Raw genomic sequence first — 19,721 nt, 5'->3', positions numbered from 1 at the left:
TGTCGTGGATAAGATAGTTTTCGTCGCGTCTAAAAATGCGCGCCTACTGCGGTTTTCACGGCGCGTGTTGGCCGCCCGGCAGGTGAGGCGCAGCGCCGACACCGGCAAGGCAAGCCACACGCGCACAGGCCGTCGATCAACGCTCGCCGAACGACTCGAAAAAGTCCTTCATGCGGGCGAAAAAGCCGCTCGACTGGGGGGAATTGTCCTGTGAGGAGAGCTGTTCGAATTCCTCCAGCAGCTCGCGTTGGCGGCGCGACAGGTTCTGCGGCGTCTCGACCGCCGTCTGGATGTAGAGGTCGCCGACATTGGGCTGGCGCAGCACCGGCATGCCCTTGCCCTTGAGGCGGAACTGGCGGCCGTTCTGGGTGCCCTCCGGCACCTTCACCTTGGTCTGCGTTCCGTCCAGCGTCGTCACCTCGAACGAGCCGCCAAGGGCGGCAGTCGTCATCGAGATCGGCACCTTGCAGTAGAGGTCGGCGCCGTCGCGCTGGAAGAATTCGTGCGGCTTGACCGCGAGGAAGATGTAGAGGTCGCCCGACGGCCCGCCGCGCAAGCCGGCTTCGCCCTCATTGGCAAGCCGGATGCGGGTGCCGTCCTCGATGCCGGCTGGGATGTTGACCGACAGCGACCGCTCCTCGGTGACGCGGCCCTGGCCGGCGCATTTCGGGCACGGATCTTTGATCGTCTGGCCGCGGCCCTGGCATTGCGGGCAGGTGCGCTCGATGGAGAAGAAGCCTTGCGTGGCGCGCACCTTGCCGTGGCCGTTGCACATCGAGCACGTGACCGGCTGGGTTCCGGGCTTGGCGCCGGTTCCCGAGCATTCCGAACAGGAGATCGAGGCCGGCACGCGGATCTGCGCGGTCTTGCCGGCAAACGCCTCTTCCAGTGAGATTTCCATGTTGTAGCGCAGGTCGGCGCCGCGCTCGCGGCCGCCGGAAGAGCGGCGCTGGCGGCCACCCATCATGTCGCCGAAAATGTCCTCGAAAATGTCGGCGAAGCCGCCGGCGCCGAAGCCGTGTGCGCCGCCGTTCATGCCGCCCTGCTCGAAGGCCGCGTGACCGAAACGGTCATAGGCCGCGCGCTTCTGCGGATCCTTCAGCGTCTCGTAGGCTTCGTTGATTTCCTTGAACTTGTGCTCGCAGGCATGGTCGCCCGGATTGCGGTCGGGGTGGAACTGCATGGCGAGCTTGCGGAAAGCGCTCTTCAGTTCCTTGTCGTCGGCACCCTTGTGCACGCCCAGCGTCTCGTAGAAATCAGCTTTCATTTTTTCCCGCTGTCCGGATGCTCAACGTCTTCATGCAGTGTTGCGTCGTTTGCCGGCACGTTGCCACGATTTAGGATCGGCGCAGCCCGGATGCTAGGGCCGGTGCGGAGCTGTTCGTGCTTTTCGACGATTTTTTCCGCACTTTTTCTGCCAGGGTTGCAAAAAAGCCCGGCTTTGCGCCGGGCTTTCCGCTTTATCTTGCCGTCAGCCGGTTCAGGCCGACTTCTTCTTGTCGTCGTCCTCGTCGATTTCCTCGAAATCGGCATCGACCACATCCGAGTCCTTGGCGGCGTCCGCCTTGGCATCGGCTTCCGCCGCTTCCTTCTGCGAGGCCTCGTACATGGCCTGGCCGAGCTTCATCGAAGCCTCCGCGAGCGCTTGGCTCTTGGCTTCGATTTCCGCTGCGTCGTCACCCTCGGTAGCGGTCTTCAGCGCCGCGATCGCGTCCGATATCGCCGTGCGGTCGGCTTCCGAGACCTTGTCGCCATATTCCTTCAGCGACTTCTCCGAGGAATGCACCAGCGCCTCGGCCTGGTTGCGGGCCTCGACCAGCGCGCGCCGCTTCTTGTCGGCGTCGGCATTGGCTTCGGCATCCTTCACCATCTTCTCGATGTCGGCGTCCGAAAGGCCACCCGAGGCCTGGATGCGGATTTGGTGCTCCTTGCCGGTGCCCTTGTCCTTGGCCGAAACGTTGACGATGCCGTTGGCGTCGATGTCGAAGGTGACCTCGATCTGCGGCACGCCGCGCGGGGCCGGCGGAATGCCGACCAGGTCGAACTGGCCGAGCGCCTTGTTGTCGGCGGCCATTTCGCGCTCGCCCTGGAAGACCCGGATGGTCACGGCCGACTGCGAATCCTCAGCCGTCGAGAACACCTGGCTCTTCTTCGTCGGGATCGTCGTGTTGCGCTCGATAAGCCGGGTGAACACGCCGCCCAGGGTCTCGATGCCGAGCGACAGCGGGGTCACGTCGAGCAGCAGCACGTCCTTGACATCGCCCTGCAGCACGCCGGCCTGAATGGCGGCGCCGAGTGCAACGACCTCATCGGGGTTGACGCCCTTGTGCGGCTCCTTGCCGAAGAACTGCTTCACGATTTCCTGGATCTTGGGCATGCGGGTCATGCCGCCGACCAGCACCACTTCGTCGATCTCGCCCGCCTTCAGGCCGGCATCCTTGAGCGCCGCCTTGCACGGATCGATGGTGCGCTGGACGAGGTCTTCGACCAGGCTTTCGAACTTGGCGCGCGTCAGCTTCAGCGTCAGGTGCTTGGGCCCGGTGGCGTCGGCGGTGATGAACGGCAGGTTGATCTCGGTCTGCGTCGTCGACGACAGCTCGATCTTGGCCTTCTCGGCAGCCTCCTTGAGGCGCTGCAAGGCAAGCTTGTCGTTCTTCAGGTCGATGCCCTGTTCCTTCTTGAACTCGGCCGCCAGATACTCGACGAGGCGCATGTCGAAATCCTCGCCGCCGAGGAAGGTGTCGCCATTGGTCGACTTCACCTCGAACACGCCGTCACCGATCTCGAGCACCGAAATGTCGAACGTGCCGCCGCCAAGGTCATAGACGGCGATGGTCTTGCCGTCCTTCTTGTCGAGGCCGTAGGCGAGGGCAGCCGCGGTCGGCTCGTTGATGATGCGCAGCACTTCGAGGCCGGCGATCTTGCCGGCGTCCTTGGTCGCCTGGCGCTGGGCGTCATTGAAATAGGCGGGAACGGTGATGACCGCCTTCTCGACCTTCTCGCCGAGATAGGCTTCCGCCGTTTCCTTCATCTTCTGCAGGATCATGGCCGAGATCTGGCTGGGCGACTGCTTCTTGCCGCCGGCCTCGACCCAGGCATCGCCATTGTCGCCCTTGACGATCTTGTAGGGGACAAGCTTCTTGTCCTTTTCCGTCACCGGATCGTCATAGCGGCGGCCGATCAGGCGCTTGACCGCGAAGATGGTGTTTTCAGGATTGGTGACCGCCTGGCGCTTGGCCGGCTGGCCGACGAGACGTTCGCCGTCGCCCGAGATGGCGACGATGGAAGGCGTCGTGCGCGCGCCTTCCGCATTCTCGATCACCTTCGGCTCCTTGCCGTCCATGATGGCGATGCAGGAGTTGGTGGTGCCGAGATCGATACCGATTACTTTTGCCATTTTTCTAGTCTCTCCGCTAAGCAGGCTCTCAGGACCCGTAAGGCGTTCCGACGAAAGCCCCTGTTCACAAGAAATCCCGTTCGGCAACCGCTGTTGCGGCGCTGGACGGCTTGGCGCGTATATAAGAACAGGCGGCATCGGGCGCAAGCATTCTGCGCAAGGCTTCCACCATCCTCGACAGCGGATGGCGAAACGGCCCGATTACGCCTGCGCCCGAGGCATCGCGTCCGCCCGCTTCGCGGCGTCTGAAAGAATAGCCGGGCCCCACAGTGAACCTTTCCGCCTCCGCGTGCGACTGACGCTCAGGCGCCGCATGATGCGGCCACGGGAAAGGGAGCCACCATGACCAGCACCCCAGGGACGCCATGGCCTCCCCGACCAACAGGAGCTCGGCGCGACCATCGTCTTCGCGACAGGGTCGATGCGCTTGGCTTTCCGCTGTTCCGTTGACCCTGCACAGGAGCAGGCGTATCGTAATTATGAGGAAAGCAGACAATTCGATCGGGGACGAACGTGCTGGAACGCCGCGCCTTGCGCTGGTTTGCGCGGCAGGATCGGTTGGTTCTCCGTTAGACTTCGGGGGGAGTTCCATGTCTCGCGATCACCGCCGGTTCGCGCCCTCTCGTGCCGGCCGTTTGGGCGGCGTGGCGAAGGCCGCCAGCGCCTTTCTTGTCCTGGCGCTGACCGCCGGCCTATGGCTTGGCGGCCCCGCGCGGGCGCAGGAAACCCGGATCATCTATCCCGGCTCGATGGCGGTCACCGGATTTTCCGGCACCGTCATTCCCGATTTCGACTCTTCAGATTCCGAAAAGGGGGGCCTGCCGCCCGGCGTCGATCCGATTGACGAGACCTTCATCGACACGGCGCGCGCCACCTTGCGCGTTTTCGACGTTTCAAGCCTGGGCGGGCCGGCCTCCGGCCAGCTCGTCTACACGCCGCCGCCTTTCGAGGTGACATCAGGCCAGATCGGCCAGGTGTTCGGCCTCACTTATGATGACGGCATGCGCGATGGTGCCCCGTCAGGCGTTCCCAATCTCTATGCCGGCGCCACCTCGCTGCACGGCATCCGCATCGTCACGCCTGACGCCGACGATGACGGCCGTCCGGAGCGGCAGCACCGCGGCATGGCAGGCGCTGCCTTCATGGAGGGCCAGTTCGGCACCGAGAACGGCGGCCGGCCGGGCACCATCTGGAAGGTCGACGGCATCACCGGCCAGGTCGCCAAATTCGCCGACATCGACACCAACAGCGGGCCCGGCATCGGCAATCTCACCTTCGACCCCATCCACCGCCAAGTCTTCGCCTCCGACCTCGATACCGGTCTGATCCATCGCATCGACGCCAATGGCGCGCTGGTCGACACGTTCGACCATGGCGTCGCCGGGCGCCCGGCGCATGGCCTGGCTCCGGTCAGCGACGATGGCGCCGTCATGGACATACAGGGCGCGGCCTTCGACACGGAAGACCCCGAGACCTGGGGCTACACCCAGGACCAGCGCCGTGTCTGGGCCGTCGCCTATCATGGCGGCCGGCTCTATTATTCCGTCGGCGAGAAGGCCGAGATCTGGTCGGTGGGCATTGCCCGCGACGGCCGCTTCGCCGGCGATTCCCGTTGGGAGCTGACGGTCAAGGCCGACAAGGACTATGCCGTCACCGACATCGCCTTCGACGATAGCGGCTTCATGTACCTGGCCCAGCGCGGCCCGGTCGAGAACCGCTACGACTACAGCCAGTTCGCCGATTCCGGCAAGGGCGAGGTCATCCGCTACTTCAGAGAAAACCCGGACGATCCGGCAACGGAATCGGTCTGGGTGGAAGCGCCGCAGGAATATGCCGTCGGCTTCCCGCAAGGTTTCAGGCAGTCGGCCGGCGGGCTGGACCTGCAATATGGCTACGACGCCGAAGGCGATCTCGACACGTCGGTCTGCACCCGGACGCTGGTCAACACTGGCGACAAATTGCGCGACAATCCGGCCCTTGCCGAGCGGCTCGCCGCTGGCGGGCCGCTCGCCGTGCACGGAGTGCAGATCACGCCCAGGGAACTGGTCAAGCCGGCCAATGTGCCGCCTTTCGGCTCCTGGTTCGTCGACTTCGACGGCTATTTCGAGGACCCGGAAGTGGAAGGCCATGTCGGCGACGTCGCCGTCTGGCATCCCTGCGAGGGCCGCGCCGGCTATTATGAGGAAATCCCGGGCGGCTATCTGCCACCCTTCTATCCGCCGGACTTCCCGCCGCCCGGCAACCTGCCCTCCTGTCTCGATGTCGACGATGTCAGGTATTTCTGCACACCGCGCGGGCTCGAGGCGGACCTCTACCTTCATGACCATGCTGGCTTCGGCGGCGATTCGATCAAAGCCCAATCCAGGACGCCAGGCGTCGGGGTGACCTCGCCCATGTCACATGCGCCGGGCAAGCCCTACACGATCGGCATCACCGGCCACCATCCGGGCGACACGGTCGATGTCGGGCTCTGCTTCTACAGGAAGTCCGACAAGGACAAGGGCGGCTACTACCCTTGCTGCAAGATGACCTTGCCGCTCAGAACGCCAGCCGTCAGCTGCGAACGCTGAGGAGGGGACGATGAACAATCTCGCACTCTCCCCGCTGGGCGTCGCCGACAAATCAACCGTCATGAACACGAGGCGCCTGTCTTTTGCCAGGCGCGCTGCGCGCTGGCTGGTGGCGGCCGGTATCGCGGTCGCCATGCTGCCGGCGCTGCCGGCACTTGCCGAAGACACGGCTCCGGCCAAGACCGTCCAGGCCGCCAGCCCGGATAAGGAATTCAAGCTCGACAATCCGCGCATCATCAATCCAGAGCCCGGACGAGCCGTGCCGTTCTTCACCAAGACCGGCGGCCAGCGAAGCTGCGACTATGTCTTCTACACTTTGAGCTTCGGCCTGCGCGGCGCACCGCAAGGCTTCGCCAGCCCAGGGTTTGCGGCTTCGCTGCAGACGGTCCGGCTCGACTTCAAGGACCAGCTCCCGCATGGCTTGCAGATCGTCAACATGCAGGTCTCCGGTGACGGCACCGATGCGTCGGGCGGACCTCTGTCTGGCGCCGTCATCAGCAATTCGGCCGGCCCCAACGACACGGCAACGGTTGCGGATTTCCGGATTTCCGCTTCCGACCTCGACGGCTTGGGCGCACTGGGCGAACGCGCCATCACTTTCCGCATCACCGCCAGGATCGACCACGCGGCGTTCCCCGCGCCGGCGACGGTCGACAATCAGGGCCTGATCAAAGTCACCGTCGGCACCGGCACGGGAACCATTATTCCCTCACAGGATCCGGGCAAGCCGGACGACGGCAATTTTCTCACCGGCGAAAAAACCTCGATCCGGGTCGACCTGACCAAGTGCAATCCGCCACCGCCACCTCCCGGCAAGGAATGCTTCAAGGTGGAGCGCGGCACGGTCGACTGCGTGCCCGGCGGCGGCGCGTTCATCTACCATATGCCTGTCGGTCCCGAGATGGGCGGCAGGTGGGTGCAGCTTTCGACCGCCACGCCAGGCATCACCATCGTCCCCGACACACAGAAGGTGCCGGCCGGCGGCGGTGTGCTGAACTGGAAGATCGTCGGCGCCTCGCCCGGCGACGTCATCCACCTCGTCGTCACCGGCATCGAGACCTATGCCGGGCCGAAAGAGGGTTGGGGGCTCTGCTGCACGCAGACCATCGACATCGTCATCCCGCGCGACCAGAGATGTCCGCCCAAGGACAGGGAACCGGACCTGAAGGTCGAGAAACGCGCCGATGTCACGCGCTGCACGATGGGCGGCGGCTGCGACTTCAGCATCCGGGTCACCAATGTCGGCGACGCGCCCTACAACGGCAAGATCGTGCTCGACGAGGTGACGCTGCCGGCGGGCTCGACGCTCGATTCGGGACCCAATCCGCCCTGGACCTGTGTGCCCGGCGCCACCCCGATGATGTGCACCCATCCGGTGACCACACTCAATCCGGGGGCTTTCATCGACCTGGAGTTCGGCTTCAAGCCGGCTGGCGGCTGGCAAGGCAGCAGCTTGCGCAACTGTGCCACCTATAACTATGCCGCCAGCGGCAAGCCGCTGTTCGGCAGCCAGGCCAACGACCGTGGCTGCGCCTCGATCCCGATCTGCCGGCGTGGCGATCGCGATCGCGACTGCCGGCCGCCGGTCGAGAAGAAGGCCGACCTGATCCTGAAAAAGCGTGCCCGCGCGGAAGCCTGCACCGCCGATGGCGTGTGCAGCTTCGTCATCGACATCATCAACAACGGCACCTCGACCTATAACGGGCCGCTGACCGTGGTCGACACCTATCCCGGGGGCGCGCCGGCCTCCTCGACCTTTGGCCCGAGCCCACCCTGGACATGCGGTCCGAACGGCCCCGGCCAGTTCCGTTGCGACAATGCCGGCATCTCGCTGCCGCCGGGAGCTTTGACGGCGATCGTCGTCAAGGCGGTGGTGCCGGCCGGCTACCGGTCGGACACGGTCGAGAATTGCGCCGAGGTGAAACCGATCCCCGGCGAAACCGACCTCACCAACAACCGGGCCTGCGCCAAGCAACGCATCCCTCGTCCCAATGGCGGCCAGCCTGTCCTGCGTATCACCAAGACATGCGGCGGTTCGCTGGCGGGTGCCGCTTTCGTCTCCTGCCGCATCACCGTCAGCAATGCCGGCACGGCTGCCCCCACCGGTCCGGTGCGGGTCAACGATGCCGCCACTTTGGTGTCGGGCGGCGCGCCCGTCCAGATCCAGACCGTCACATCAGACGGCGCGGAATGGGCATGCGGGCCGGTTCCGGCCGACACGCTGGCGTGCCAGATTCCAGGCGCCGTCATGACACCCGGAACCAGCAGGCACTTCGACGTGACGGTTTCGGTCAACGGCGAGTTCGAGAATTGCGCGCGAGGCTCCTACGGCCCGGCGCAGGGCGAGGACGTCGTCCATCCGGTCGGCCGGGCCTGCGCCAAGGGCGGCGGGGTCTCGTCCATCCGCGTCGAGAAGACCGGCGACCGCGAGTGCCGGCCCGGAGAACCCTGCTCGTTCGAGATCACCATCACCAACGACGGCCCGGCGGAATTTTCCGGCCCGGTCCGCATCGGCGATGCGATCGGCGTCGAAGGCCTCGGCCGGCTGGAAGGCGTCGCGATCACCTCGATCGAGCCGCCCTTCGGCTGCTCGCCGGAACCGGCGGCCTTGCCTGCATCCTGCATCGCCGACCTGACGCTTGGCGCCGGCGAAAGCCGTGTCCACAAGGTTACCGTGGTCATCCCCGACGACAGCCGCCTGGCCAATCTGCAAGGCAGCGTCAACGGCCAGAACTGCGTCGGCGTGCTTTCTCCCCATACGCGGGTGCAGGGCGGGGGCGATGTGCTTTCCCGCGACCAGGCCAACACCCAAGCCGATCGCGGCAAGGCCTATGCCTGCCATCCCTTCGCCATCAGCCATGAGACGAAGAAGGAATGCTCGGCAGGCTTCGTCATGAACGACGCCGGCCGGTGCGTCTGCCCGCAAGGCACCACCTATCGCAACGGCCAGTGCTCGTCCGGCGGCGTCATCATCCCGCCGAAGGAGCCAAAGCGTTGCGTGCTGCTCGAGGGCCAGGTCCGCACAGAGGATGGACGCTGCGTCTGTCCGCGCGGGACCGAGCTGGAGAATGGCGCCTGCGTCAAGACATCCAGGCCGGGCTGCGCGATACCGGGATCGGTGCCGACATCGAACGGCCATGGCTGCACCTGCCCCAAGGGCACGCATCTCGATCGGGATGCCAACGCCTGCGTACGCGACAGGCCGAAGCCCGAGCAGTGCACCATCCGTGGCCAGGTCCACGGCGCGGACGGCGACTGCGTCTGCCCGAGGGGGACCGAGCTGCGCAATGGAGTGTGCCGGCGCAAGCAGCCCGATGTGGAGCAGTGCGACATTCGCGGCCAGATCCACAACAAGCGCGGCGAGTGTGTCTGTCCGCGTGGAACCCGGGTGATCGACGGCGCATGCCGCCGGTCCAGGCAAGAGAGCGAATGCGCGCCGGGCTCGCAAATGGTCAACGGCCAGTGCCAGCCGATCTTCAGGCGGCGTTGCCCGGAAGGCATGATCGGCCGTTATCCAAACTGCAGGCCGGTGCGCGGGCAGCCCTCGCTGGAACTCAACCCGGGCATGCTGCTGCAGCAGGTTCTGCCACGGCGCAGGCCGCAGTCCGAACAGCAGCAGGATACGGCTCCAAACAGAATCCTGAATCTCCAGCAGCAGTAACCATCGCCTGAAGGCACATCGGAAGCCCCGCCGGAGCAATCCGGCGGGGTTCTTCGTGGCCGGGCAGGCTGAAGCTGCAACACGAAGAGGACGCCGCACTACCCCAGCTGTGGAACCGCCAAGCTCGCACCCTCGACAAGTCAGCGGCTGCGCTTTAGGCAGTGATCAGATGAAAAAGGCGCTCGGAAAGGCCCCGTCATCATGACGAAAAAAACCTTGATCGCACCTTCGGTGCTGGCTTCGGACTTTTCGAAGCTGGGCGACGAGGTCGAAGCCGTTACGGCAGCCGGCGCCGACTGGATCCATCTCGATGTGATGGACGGCCATTTCGTCCCCAACATCACCTTCGGCCCGCCGGTGATCAAGGCGATCCGCGATCGCACCAAGGCTTTCTTCGACTGCCATTTGATGATTGCGCCGGCCGATCCCTATCTGGCCGCCTTCGCCGAGGCCGGTTGCGACGGCATGACGGTGCATGCCGAGGCCGGGCCGCATCTCGACCGCTCGTTGCAGACGATCAGGAATCTCGGCAAGAAGGCCGGCGTTTCGCTCAATCCGGCAACGCCGGAAAGTGCGATCGAATACGTGCTCGACAGGCTCGACCTGATCCTGATCATGACCGTCAACCCGGGTTTCGGGGGCCAGGCCTTCATTCCGGCAATCGTCGACAAGGTGAGGCGGGTCAAGGCGCTGATCGGCGGCCGGCCGATCCGCATCGAGATCGACGGCGGCGTCTCGCCCGAAACCGCGCCGCTGGTGACCGCCGCCGGCGCCGATGTGCTGGTGGCCGGCGCCGCCATCTTCAAGGGCGGCAGCGTGGAAGCGTACCGGGCAAATATAGAGGCGATCAGGACGGCGGCCGACAAGGCAGCCGGCTAAAAGCACCGCACAAGAACCGATGGAGGCCAGGATCTCCCCACGTGGTCAATCCTGGGGACCTGCACTGCGCGCTTCGCTGCGGCTGGCCCCGCGACAAAAGCGATGGGCAGGATAAAAGGCCTGATTCGGTCCCACTGTTCGGTGTCTTTTGCGCGCGACGGAAAAGAGGTTCGCGCGGAGGCACGGAAGAACAGGTGATCCTGCATATAAACACGTTAAATTTCCGCCGGTTGTAGCCGAACACGATTTCGTTCGACCAGATATAGGATCGTGCATATTTCTTTGTTCTAAAGTACAATGACGCGATCTCCCGCTTGAGCGCGTCGAGGCGCGCGCGGTAGGGTACGTGTACGGAAAGGGAACTGTTTCTCGGACTCGAATTGCCCAGGACCAGATTTGGGGACAAGGAGCCGATTTTGACATACGCAGCTGCCAATCTGAATGACGACGGCACAGGCTCGAAGAGTACGCTCGCCAGCACTGTCTATCATCAACTCCGTGCCGATCTTCTGCGGGGCGCCTTTGAAACCGAGAGCAAGCTGCGGGTTGAGTGGGTTGTTTCCAAATATAGCGCCGGCGCTTCCCCGGTTCGTGAGGCTCTCAATCGCCTGGCCTCGGAAGGGCTTCTCGGTCGGCATGACCAGCGAGGCTTCTTCATCATGCCGGTCAGCGCGGCAGAGCTCGAGGAATTGACGCGTACCCGTTGCTGGCTCGAGGAACGGGCGCTTCGCGAATCCATCGCCCACCGCACCGCCGAATGGGAAGAACAGCTGGTTCTGGCGTTGCATCGGTTGGGGCGCACCTCACGTCTCATGCCAACGGATCTGTCCTCGCTCAATCCGGACTGGGAGAGACTGCACCGCACTTTCCACCGTGCGCTGATCTCGGCCTGCCGGTCGCGATGGCTGGTGGGGTTTTGCGACCAGCTTTCCGATCACGCCTACCGCTACCGCCGAATGGCCAGTAACGGCGAAGGCATCCAGCGCGACGATTTTGCAGAGCACCGCCTGATCGCGGAAAATGCGCTGGACGGTAATGCCGACGCCGCGGTCGAAGCCCTGCTCAATCACTATCGCCTGACGGCAGCGATGTGCATGGAGCGCTTCAAGCAGGTCGAAGCATCAGAGCCGGCCAGCGCCAGGGCCGAGCGCACGCCACGTTAGCGCCGCATCGCGCCCCAAGCCTTTGCCGCCCCAGCCTTTTACCGCCAAAGCCTTCCGCTTTCGCCCGGCGACATGATCATGGCCGCCGCGTGGAGCCGCCCTTGCGGGCTTGACGGGTCGGCAAGAACCACCAACAGTCTGGCGCCGTGCAAAGCGGCCGAACCGGAAGACAGGCCCGGCTCCGTCCGATGCATGCCTTTCGCCGCCAGACGCAGGAAGACCTCATGAGCAATCATCTGTTCGACATTTTCCGGTCCCGGATGCCGAAGCCCGGACGCCTGTTGATGCGGACGGATGACGGCCGCGTGCTGACCTATGGCGACATGCTGGCGCGCTCGGCGCAACTGGCGCACGCGCTTTTGCAACTTGGCGTCGAGCCCGGCGACCGGGTCGCGGTGCAGGTCGAGAAGAGCCCGGAAGCTATGCTGCTGTACCTCGCCTGCCTGCGTGCCGGCGCCGTCTTCCTGCCGCTCAACACCGCCTATACGCTGGCCGAACTCGCCTATTTCTTCGGCGACGCCGAGCCCCGGCTGGTCGTCTGCGATCCGGCACGGGCAGCCGACATCGAAGCCCTGGCGCAAAAATGCGGAGCCCTTGCCATCACCCTCGACGGCAAGGGGCAAGGATCGCTGGCGGACCAGGCGTCGCGGCAATCGCCCGACTTTCACGACGTCGCGCGCGGTCCCCACGATCTTGCGGCGATCCTCTACACGTCGGGAACGACCGGCCGCTCGAAAGGGGCCATGCTCAGCCACGAGAACCTCGCCTCGAATGCGCGCGTGCTGGTCGACTATTGGCGCTTCACATCGGACGATGTGCTGATCCACGCACTGCCCATCTTCCACACCCATGGGCTGTTCGTCGCCACCAACGTCATCCTGATGGCCGGCGCCTCGATGCTGTTCGAGCAGAAATTCGACGCAGGGCGCATCGTCTCGCTCTTGCCGGACGCCACGGCGCTGATGGGCGTGCCGACCTTCTATGTCCGGCTCTTGCAGCAGGACGGGTTGACCCGCGAGGCGGCAAGAAACATCCGCCTGTTCGTTTCCGGCTCCGCGCCGCTGCTGGCCGAGACGCACAGGGCCTGGCGCGAGCGCACAGGCCACGCCATTCTCGAGCGCTACGGCATGACCGAGACCAATATGAACACCTCGAACCCCTATGATGGCGAGCGCCGCGCCGGCACCGTCGGCTTTCCCTTGCCCGGCGTGTCGTTGCGCATCGCCGACCCCGACACTGGCAGGCCGCTTGCCCAAAGCGAGGTCGGCATGATCGAGGTCAAGGGGCCGAATGTCTTCTCCGGCTACTGGCGCATGCCGGAAAAGACCAAAGCGGAATTCCGCGACGACGGCTTCTTCATCACAGGCGATCTCGGCATGATCGACCCCGACGGTTATGTCCACATCGTCGGCCGCGGCAAGGACCTGATCATCTCGGGCGGCTACAACATCTATCCCAAGGAGCTCGAGAGCGAGATCGACGCGCTTGACGGCGTCCTGGAAAGTGCCGTCATCGGCGTTGCCCATCCCGATTTCGGCGAAGGCGTGACGGCCGTCGTGATTCGCTTGCCGGCTTCGACCGTCACCGCTGCCGAGATACTCAATGCCATTGCCGCGCGCGTGGCGAAATACAAGCATCCCAAGCGCGTGGTCTTCGTCGACGAATTGCCGCGCAATACCATGGGCAAGGTGCAGAAGAATCTGCTGCGCGATACCTACAAGGACCTTTTTTCCATAAGCAGTCCCGCCAGCTAAGTCGATCCAGGCAAGGATACCTCATCCCGCTTGTTTGGACGGGGAGCATCGCGACAGTTTCGTGCGGTCGCCTGGGCACTATCGGGGGAACAAGAGACCGACGACATGCTCGGCCAGCGCCAGGCTTGCCGTCAGGCCCGGGCTCTCTATGCCGAACAGGTTGACGATCCGGCCCGCGCCGTGGTCGGCCGGCCCCTGCACCATGAAGTCGGCCGCCGGCTGGTTCGGGCCCGACAGTTTCGGCCTGATCCCGGCATAGGCCGGCAGCAGGGCGCCGTCCCTCAGATCCGGCCAATAGCGCCGGATCTCGTCATAGAAGACCGCGCCGCGGCCGGGATCGACCGCATAGGCCGCCTGGTCGATCCATTCGACGTCGGGGCCGAAGCGGGCGCTGCCGCCGAGGTCGAGTGTCAGGTGCACGCCCAGGCCGCCATTGACCGGCACTGGATAGATCAGCCGCGAGAATGGCGAGCGGCCCGAAAGCGAAAAGTAGTTGCCGCGCGCCAGCCAGAGCGGCGGCACGAGCTCTGGCGGGAACCCTTCGATGCTACCGGCCAGCGCCTGCGCGTCGAGCCCTGCGGCATTTACGAAAGCGCCGGCTTTCAACGCGAACGTCTCGCCGTCGCCATCGCGCGTGGTGATACGAATCCCGTCGGCCTCGACCGTCGCCGCTGCGACGGCGGTCAGGAAGGCGAACGACGCACCGGCCGCCTCCGCGTCGCCGCGCAGCGACAGCATCAGCCCCTGGCTGTCGACGATGCCCGTCGACGGCGACAGCAGCGCCCCGGCGCAGCTCAGCGCCGGTTCGAGGCTTTCTGCTTGCGCGGCGGTCAGCAAATCGAGGTCGTCGACGCCGCATTGTTCCGCATTGGCCCGGATTGCATTGAGCCGAGGCAGCTGGCCCGGTTCGACGGCGACGATCAGCTTGCCGGTGCGTCGATGGCCGATGCCGCGCTCGCGGCAATAGGCATAGAGCCGTTCGCGTCCTTCGACGCAGAAACGCGCCTTCAGGCTTCCGGGCGCGTAATAGAGCCCGGCATGAACGACTTCCGAATTGCGCGAACTGGTGACGGTGCCGATCGAAGCGGCCTTTTCGACCACCAGCACTTCGCGGCCCGACAGGGCGAGCGCCCTGGCGATGGCGAGCCCGACGACGCAATCGACGTCAGCCATTGCCGGCTTTCACCGTTGCCCGCCGGCGCTGGTCGAAAAAACACTGTCGCCGCCGATCCAGACGCTTTTGATGTCGAGATCGTTCGAAAGCGAAACGATGTCGGCGGCGGTGCCCTTGGCGAAGCGGCCGAGCCGGTGCGATTGGCCGATCGCCTGCGCCGGATAAAGAGAGGCCATGCGCAAGGCCTCGGAAAGCTCCACGCCCACGCTGCGGTGAGTGAAGCGCACAGCCGAGATCATGTCGAGATCCGCGCCGGCCAGCGTTCCATCGGCAAGCCGCAGGCTGCCGTCCTTGCGGTAGATGGTGCGGCCGTTGAGCGTGAAGGAGGTCATGTCGGTGCCGATCGTCGCCATGGCGTCGGTGACCAGCACGATCCTGCCCGGCCCCTCTTTGGCCCGCAGCGCTATTGCGATGGTGGCGGGATCGACATGGATGCCGTCGGCGATCAGTCCCGCGGACAGGCCGCCGATGTCGATGGCGGCGCCCGCCAGTCCCGGCTCCCGGTTGCCGATCTGGCTCATGGCATTGAACAGATGCGTGACCACGCTGGCGCCGGCCTCGGCGAAGGCTTTGGCCGTGGCGTAGCCGGTGTCGGAATGGCCGAGGCTGACGATGATGCCGGCCTTGGCCAAGGCCGTCACGCGGGCCGCCTCGACGGATTCGGGTGCGATCGTGGTGAGCAGCACCGGGAGCTTGCCTCGCGCCGCGATCAGCATCGCCTCGTCCTTGTCCGTCATCGGCCGGATCAGCGCCGGGTCATGCGCGCCCTTGCGGGCGATCGACAGATGCGGACCTTCCAGATGCAGTCCGAGGAACCCCGGCACTTTCCGCAGTGCCGACGCCTCGCCGGCGGCAATCGCCGCGGCGGTGATATCAGCCGTATCGGTGATCAGCGTCGGCAGCAGCGCCGTGGTGCCGAACGGCGCATGCGCCCGGCAGATGGTCTCGATCGAGGCGACATCGGGGTGATCGTTGAGCATGACGCCGCCGCCGCCATTGACCTGGATGTCGACGAAGCCCGGCGTCAGCATGCCGCCGCCGGTGTCGACGCGGCGCATATCCGCGGCAAGCGCGCCGGTGGGCAGGATGGCCTCGACCAGGCTGTCGCGCACGACGAGGGCATGACCGTCATGCCAGTCGTCGCCGTCGAAGATACGGGCGCCAGTCAGGGCGAAACGGTCGCTCATACGGTCTCCGTCACCTTGCGAAGGTTGCGCGGCGTATCCGGGTCGAGGCCGCGGTGGCGCGCAAGGGCCTCGACGAACACGTAGAAGGACACGATCAGCGTCAGCGGATCGGTCAGTGGATGGCCGGTGGCGACATGCGGCAGGCGTGTGGCCTTGTTCGCCAGCATCGAGGTGACGAAGACCGGCGCCCCCTTGGCCGCCAGGCTGTCGGCGGCTTCGGCCACGGACGGTTCGGATGCGTCGCGCGCGGCCAGGGCCAGCACCGGAAAATCGGGGCCGATCAGCGCCAGCGGGCCATGCATGACTTCGGCAGCACTGTAGGCCTCGGCATGCATGCCGCAGGTTTCCTTGAATTTCAGCGCCGCTTCGTTAGCCATCGCCGCGGATGGGCCGCGGCCGAGGATGAACAGCGACTTCTGCTTTTCGATCGTTTCGACGAGCACGCTCATCCAGTCACAGGCGATCGCCTTGCCGAAATGCTCGGGCAAGCGGGCAAGCGCCTTGAGAAGCGCTTCGTCGCCGGTGGAATGCGCCATCAGAGCAAGGCCGGCGACGGCGGAATTGACGAAGGTCTTGGTCGCCGCGACGCTGCGCTCGGGCCCGGCCAGGATGTCGATCGCATGGTCCGAGGCGCGCGCCAGCGGTGAATCGGCGGTGTTGGTGACGGCGATGGTCAGCGCGCCACCTGCCCGTGCGGTTTCGGCCATGGCGACGATGTCGGGGCTCTTGCCCGACTGCGAGATGGCCAGGCACGCGGAGCCGCCGAGCCTGAGCTTGCGGCCATAGATCGAAGCGATGGAAGGGCCGACCGAAGCCACCGCAAGACCGGCGGTGAGTTCGACCGCGTATTTCATGAAAGTAGCGGCATGGTCGGACGAGCCGCGCGCCACGGTGACGACGAAATGCGGGTCGCGCTCGCGAATGCCGCGGCCGGCTTCGGAAAGTACGGCACCGGAACCGTCGAGCAGGCGGGCGACGGCTTGCGGGATCTCCTCGATCTCGCGCCGCATATGGGTCGGCTCCGTCGATTTGTTCGGCTCGGTCGTCATGGTCGGCCCTCTTCGCTCGGCCCTGTCAGCCGCAGTTCGGCGACGAAATCATAAGCGTCGCCCCTGTAGATGGAGCGGGTGAACTCGATCACCTTGCCGCTCGCCAGATAGGAAATACGCTCGATGTGCAGGCCGGCAATGCCCGGCGGCACTTCGAGCAGGCGCGCGTCGCCGTCGCCGAGATTGGCGGCCGAGATGCGCTGCACCGCGCGCACCGGCCTGTTGCCGGTCAATTCCAGGGCTGCGTAGAGCGAGGAGCCAATTCCAGCGGGGTCCGGCAGCACGCTGGCCGACAGCGAGGCGCGCTCGATCGCCAGCGGCGTGTCGTTGGCTATGCGCAGGCGCGCCACGCGCGCCACCAATTCGTTCGACGACAGGCCAAGCACCATCATCTCGTCGGGCGAGGGCGCGTAGAGGCCGCGGTCGAGCCAGGCCGAGCGCACAACCATGCCGCGCCGCGCCATGTCCTCGGTGAAGGAGGTCAGCCGCGACAGCGACTGCTCGACCCGCTCCATGCGCGGCGCCACGAACGTGCCGGAGCCGTGGCGCTGGACCAGGATGCCGCCCTTGACGAGGTCCTGTACCGCCTTGCGCACGGTGACGCGCGAAATATCGGCCTTGATGGCGATGTCGCGCTCGGAAGGCAGCGCGTCGCCGGGCCCGATCAGGCCGCGATTGACGGCATCCTCAATGCTTTTGCGCAGTTGCAGGTAGAGCGGCGCACCGCTTTGCGAGGACTGTTTCAGCGCGGCGAAGATCTGGTCGGCGGCGTCGCTCATCGAGCCGCTCCCCTCGGCGCGAACAGGCGGACCGCCATCTGCACGGCGCCGCCGAGCGCATCGTCGAGCGGCTCCCGAAGCAGCGCCCGGTAGCGTGCCGACAAGCGCGGCGCGTAGAGCGGCGCCAGCCCGCCGAGCAGGCAGAGCGGCGCGTCTGCCGCGAGATCGAGAGCGCCGAGCGAGGCCTCGACATCGGCGACCGCCTTGTCGAGGATCCAGTTGGCGACCGCGTCGCCCTTTTCGGCGTGTTCGAACACTTTGGGGGCGAAGCCGCCGAAATCGCCGGGCTTGGCATTGGTGGTGAACTCGACCACATCCTCCGGATTGTCGCGGAACACGGCCATCATGCTGTCGGTCAGCGGCGTGCGCGCGCGCACGCCATCATGGGCAAGCAGGGTCTGTTCGAGCAGGTCGCGGCCGATGCGGGCGCCGCTGCCCTGGTCGCCGACCTGGAAGCCCCAGCCGCCGATGGCACGCGACTTGCCGTTCTTGCGCGCCATATAGGCGGTGCCGGTGCCGAGGATCGCCATGGCGCCGTCGCCGGAACCGACCGCGCCTTCCAGCGCGATTTCGGCATCGGTTTCGACGCGGCTGGTGCTGAACGGCAGGATCGCCTCGAGCTGCTGCCGGTAGGTGCCGACATTGGCGCCGGCGAGGCCGAGAATGGCCGGTGTTTGCGGGATCAGGTCCGGATCCTGGCCAGCCGCGACAAAGGCTTGCCGCGCCGCCTCGACGATGTTCGACCGGGCGCCGGTCAGGTCGGTGCGGATGTTGGCGGCGCCGCTTTTGGCGCGGCCGAGCACCGTGCCGTCCGCCATTGCCAGGGCCGCCCTGCAGCTGGTGCCGCCGCCATCGATGCCAAGCACGAATTTCACGTGATTTCTCCTCCAGGCCGATAATACCAATAAAATACCAATAGCCAAGGGTTAATTTCCGCTGCAAAAAGATTAGAGCGTATTTTATTGAAAAACTTGGTCATTTACCTGCGCCAGCGATTTCGAGACCGCGAATTAGTTAATGCGTGTGGACAAGTGGTATTTTTTTGGTATTGTTTCCGAATTGGAGGAATTGGGATGGCCGAAACGCGCACCGAAGCGCTGCACAGGAACGCCGAGGGGCTGGATATCCAGGCTCCCGAAGCCATCCTTGCTTCGCTGGCCGATGCGCAGGTCGAGGCGGCGAAGACCGTGCGCAACGCCATTCCCTTCATCGCCAAAGCGGCCGAGATCATCGCCGGAAGCCTGAAGGGCGGCGGCAAGCTCGCCTATGCGGCGGCCGGCAGCTCCGGCCTGATGGCGCTTGCCGATGCGCTGGAACTGCCTGGCACCTTCGGCATTCGGCGCGACCGCATCGCCATCCTGATCGCCGGCGGCGATGAGGCCTTCAGAACGCTGGCCGGCGGCCCCGAAGACGACACCGAGGAGGCCGCGACAGCGGTCGCCAACGCCGGCATTGGCAAGGGCGACTGCCTGATCGCAATCTCGGCCAGTGGTACGACGCCCTATGCACTGCGGGCGATCGAGGAAGCCGCCCGTCGCGGTGCGGCTACCATCGGCATCGCCAACAACCGGGACTCGGCTCTGCTGCGTCTGTCTGGAACCGCCATCCTGCTCGAAACGCCGCCGGAAGTGATCGCCGGCTCGACGCGCATGGGCGCCGGAACGGCCCAGAAGATCGCCCTCAACATGCTGTCGACGCTCGCCGCTATCCATCTCGGCCATGTCCATGACGGCTACATGGTCAATCTCATGGCCGACAACAGCAAGCTGCGCGACCGCGCGGCGCGGATCGTCGCGGCCATCAGCGGCGGCAGCCGCGACGACGCGGCCCGTTTGCTCGAAAAGAGCGGCGGTGCGGTCAAGACCGCCATTCTGCTTGCCGCCGGCGCCGACAGCGCCGACACGGCGCAGAAGATACTGGAAGAGGCCGGCCAGAAGCTGCGGCCGGCCCTTTCCGCGCTGGGGCATGATCCCGAAAAGTGGAGACCGCTTTTCGGAAAAGATCATGCTCGAACAAAGAAATAGAGCCTGTTTCATCCCGGTGTCCATCGGGGTGAAACAGGCTTGCGAGGGGAGCAAGGGGCGCAACGCCTCTGTTCTCATCAAAAC

Annotated in this window: 13 protein-coding genes; 6 read left to right on the top strand and 7 right to left on the bottom strand. The window is 65.4% G+C overall.

The window, feature by feature from the left end; genetic code table 11:
* Positions 1–136: 136 nt before the first annotated feature.
* Positions 137–1,267: a molecular chaperone DnaJ gene (dnaJ, locus tag FJ973_RS01505; protein ID WP_140491627.1), complete on the bottom strand. Its 1,131-nt coding sequence runs from the start codon at positions 1,265–1,267 to the stop codon at positions 137–139.
* Positions 1,268–1,480: 213 nt separating this feature from the next.
* Entirely contained in the window at positions 1,481–3,397 is a 1,917-nt protein-coding gene (dnaK, locus tag FJ973_RS01500; RefSeq protein WP_140514198.1) for a molecular chaperone DnaK, read from the bottom strand.
* A gap of 590 nt (positions 3,398–3,987) precedes the next feature.
* Between dnaK and FJ973_RS01495 the strand changes: the two genes are divergently transcribed.
* The 5 genes from FJ973_RS01495 to FJ973_RS01475 all read left to right on the top strand — a co-directional run bounded on the left by FJ973_RS01495 (position 3,988) and on the right by FJ973_RS01475 (position 13,424).
* A complete protein-coding gene (locus tag FJ973_RS01495) occupies positions 3,988–5,967 on the top strand; it encodes a hypothetical protein (protein WP_246675811.1) in 1,980 nt (659 codons plus the stop codon).
* A gap of 10 nt (positions 5,968–5,977) precedes the next feature.
* Entirely contained in the window at positions 5,978–9,628 is a 3,651-nt protein-coding gene (locus FJ973_RS01490) for a hypothetical protein (RefSeq protein WP_140554675.1), read from the top strand.
* Positions 9,629–9,829: 201 nt separating this feature from the next.
* Positions 9,830–10,507 carry a ribulose-phosphate 3-epimerase gene (gene rpe, locus FJ973_RS01485; RefSeq protein WP_140491619.1) on the top strand — a complete coding sequence of 226 codons (678 nt, stop codon included), beginning with the start codon at positions 9,830–9,832 and terminating at the stop codon, positions 10,505–10,507.
* Between the two features lie 416 nt (positions 10,508–10,923).
* Positions 10,924–11,670: a GntR family transcriptional regulator gene (locus FJ973_RS01480; RefSeq protein WP_140554674.1), complete on the top strand. Its 747-nt coding sequence runs from the start codon at positions 10,924–10,926 to the stop codon at positions 11,668–11,670.
* 224 nt (positions 11,671–11,894) lie between these two features.
* Positions 11,895–13,424, top strand: a complete 1,530-nt coding sequence (locus tag FJ973_RS01475; protein WP_140554673.1) for a malonyl-CoA synthase — start codon at positions 11,895–11,897, stop codon at positions 13,422–13,424.
* 78 nt (positions 13,425–13,502) lie between these two features.
* On the opposite strand, the gene FJ973_RS01470 is transcribed toward FJ973_RS01475, so the two are convergent.
* Genes FJ973_RS01470 through FJ973_RS01450 form a run of 5 tightly spaced genes read right to left on the bottom strand, consistent with a single transcriptional unit; the run spans position 13,503 to position 18,488 of the window.
* Positions 13,503–14,597 (bottom strand): NAD(P)/FAD-dependent oxidoreductase, encoded by a 1,095-nt coding sequence (locus FJ973_RS01470; RefSeq protein ID WP_140554672.1) that lies wholly within the window; start codon positions 14,595–14,597, stop codon positions 13,503–13,505.
* Positions 14,598–14,606: 9 nt separating this feature from the next.
* Positions 14,607–15,785: an N-acetylglucosamine-6-phosphate deacetylase gene (gene nagA / locus FJ973_RS01465; protein ID WP_140554671.1), complete on the bottom strand. Its 1,179-nt coding sequence runs from the start codon at positions 15,783–15,785 to the stop codon at positions 14,607–14,609.
* Positions 15,782–16,834: an SIS domain-containing protein gene (locus FJ973_RS01460; protein ID WP_140491611.1), complete on the bottom strand. Its 1,053-nt coding sequence runs from the start codon at positions 16,832–16,834 to the stop codon at positions 15,782–15,784. The genes nagA and FJ973_RS01460 overlap by 4 nt, the downstream gene beginning before the upstream one ends.
* Entirely contained in the window at positions 16,831–17,613 is a 783-nt protein-coding gene (locus tag FJ973_RS01455) for a GntR family transcriptional regulator (protein ID WP_140491609.1), read from the bottom strand. Before FJ973_RS01455 ends, FJ973_RS01460 begins: the two co-directional genes overlap by 4 nt.
* Positions 17,610–18,488: an N-acetylglucosamine kinase gene (locus FJ973_RS01450; protein ID WP_140554670.1), complete on the bottom strand. Its 879-nt coding sequence runs from the start codon at positions 18,486–18,488 to the stop codon at positions 17,610–17,612. The genes FJ973_RS01455 and FJ973_RS01450 overlap by 4 nt, the downstream gene beginning before the upstream one ends.
* A gap of 198 nt (positions 18,489–18,686) precedes the next feature.
* On the opposite strand from FJ973_RS01450, the gene FJ973_RS01445 reads away from it, so the two are divergent.
* On the top strand, positions 18,687–19,637 hold the full coding sequence (locus FJ973_RS01445) for an N-acetylmuramic acid 6-phosphate etherase (protein WP_140554669.1): 951 nt from the start codon (positions 18,687–18,689) through the stop codon (positions 19,635–19,637).
* Positions 19,638–19,721: the final 84 nt, after the last annotated feature.

The organism is Mesorhizobium sp. B2-1-3, from assembly GCF_006442495.1.
Taxonomy (GTDB): domain Bacteria; phylum Pseudomonadota; class Alphaproteobacteria; order Rhizobiales; family Rhizobiaceae; genus Mesorhizobium.
This window is presented reverse-complemented; position numbering and strand designations above follow the sequence as displayed.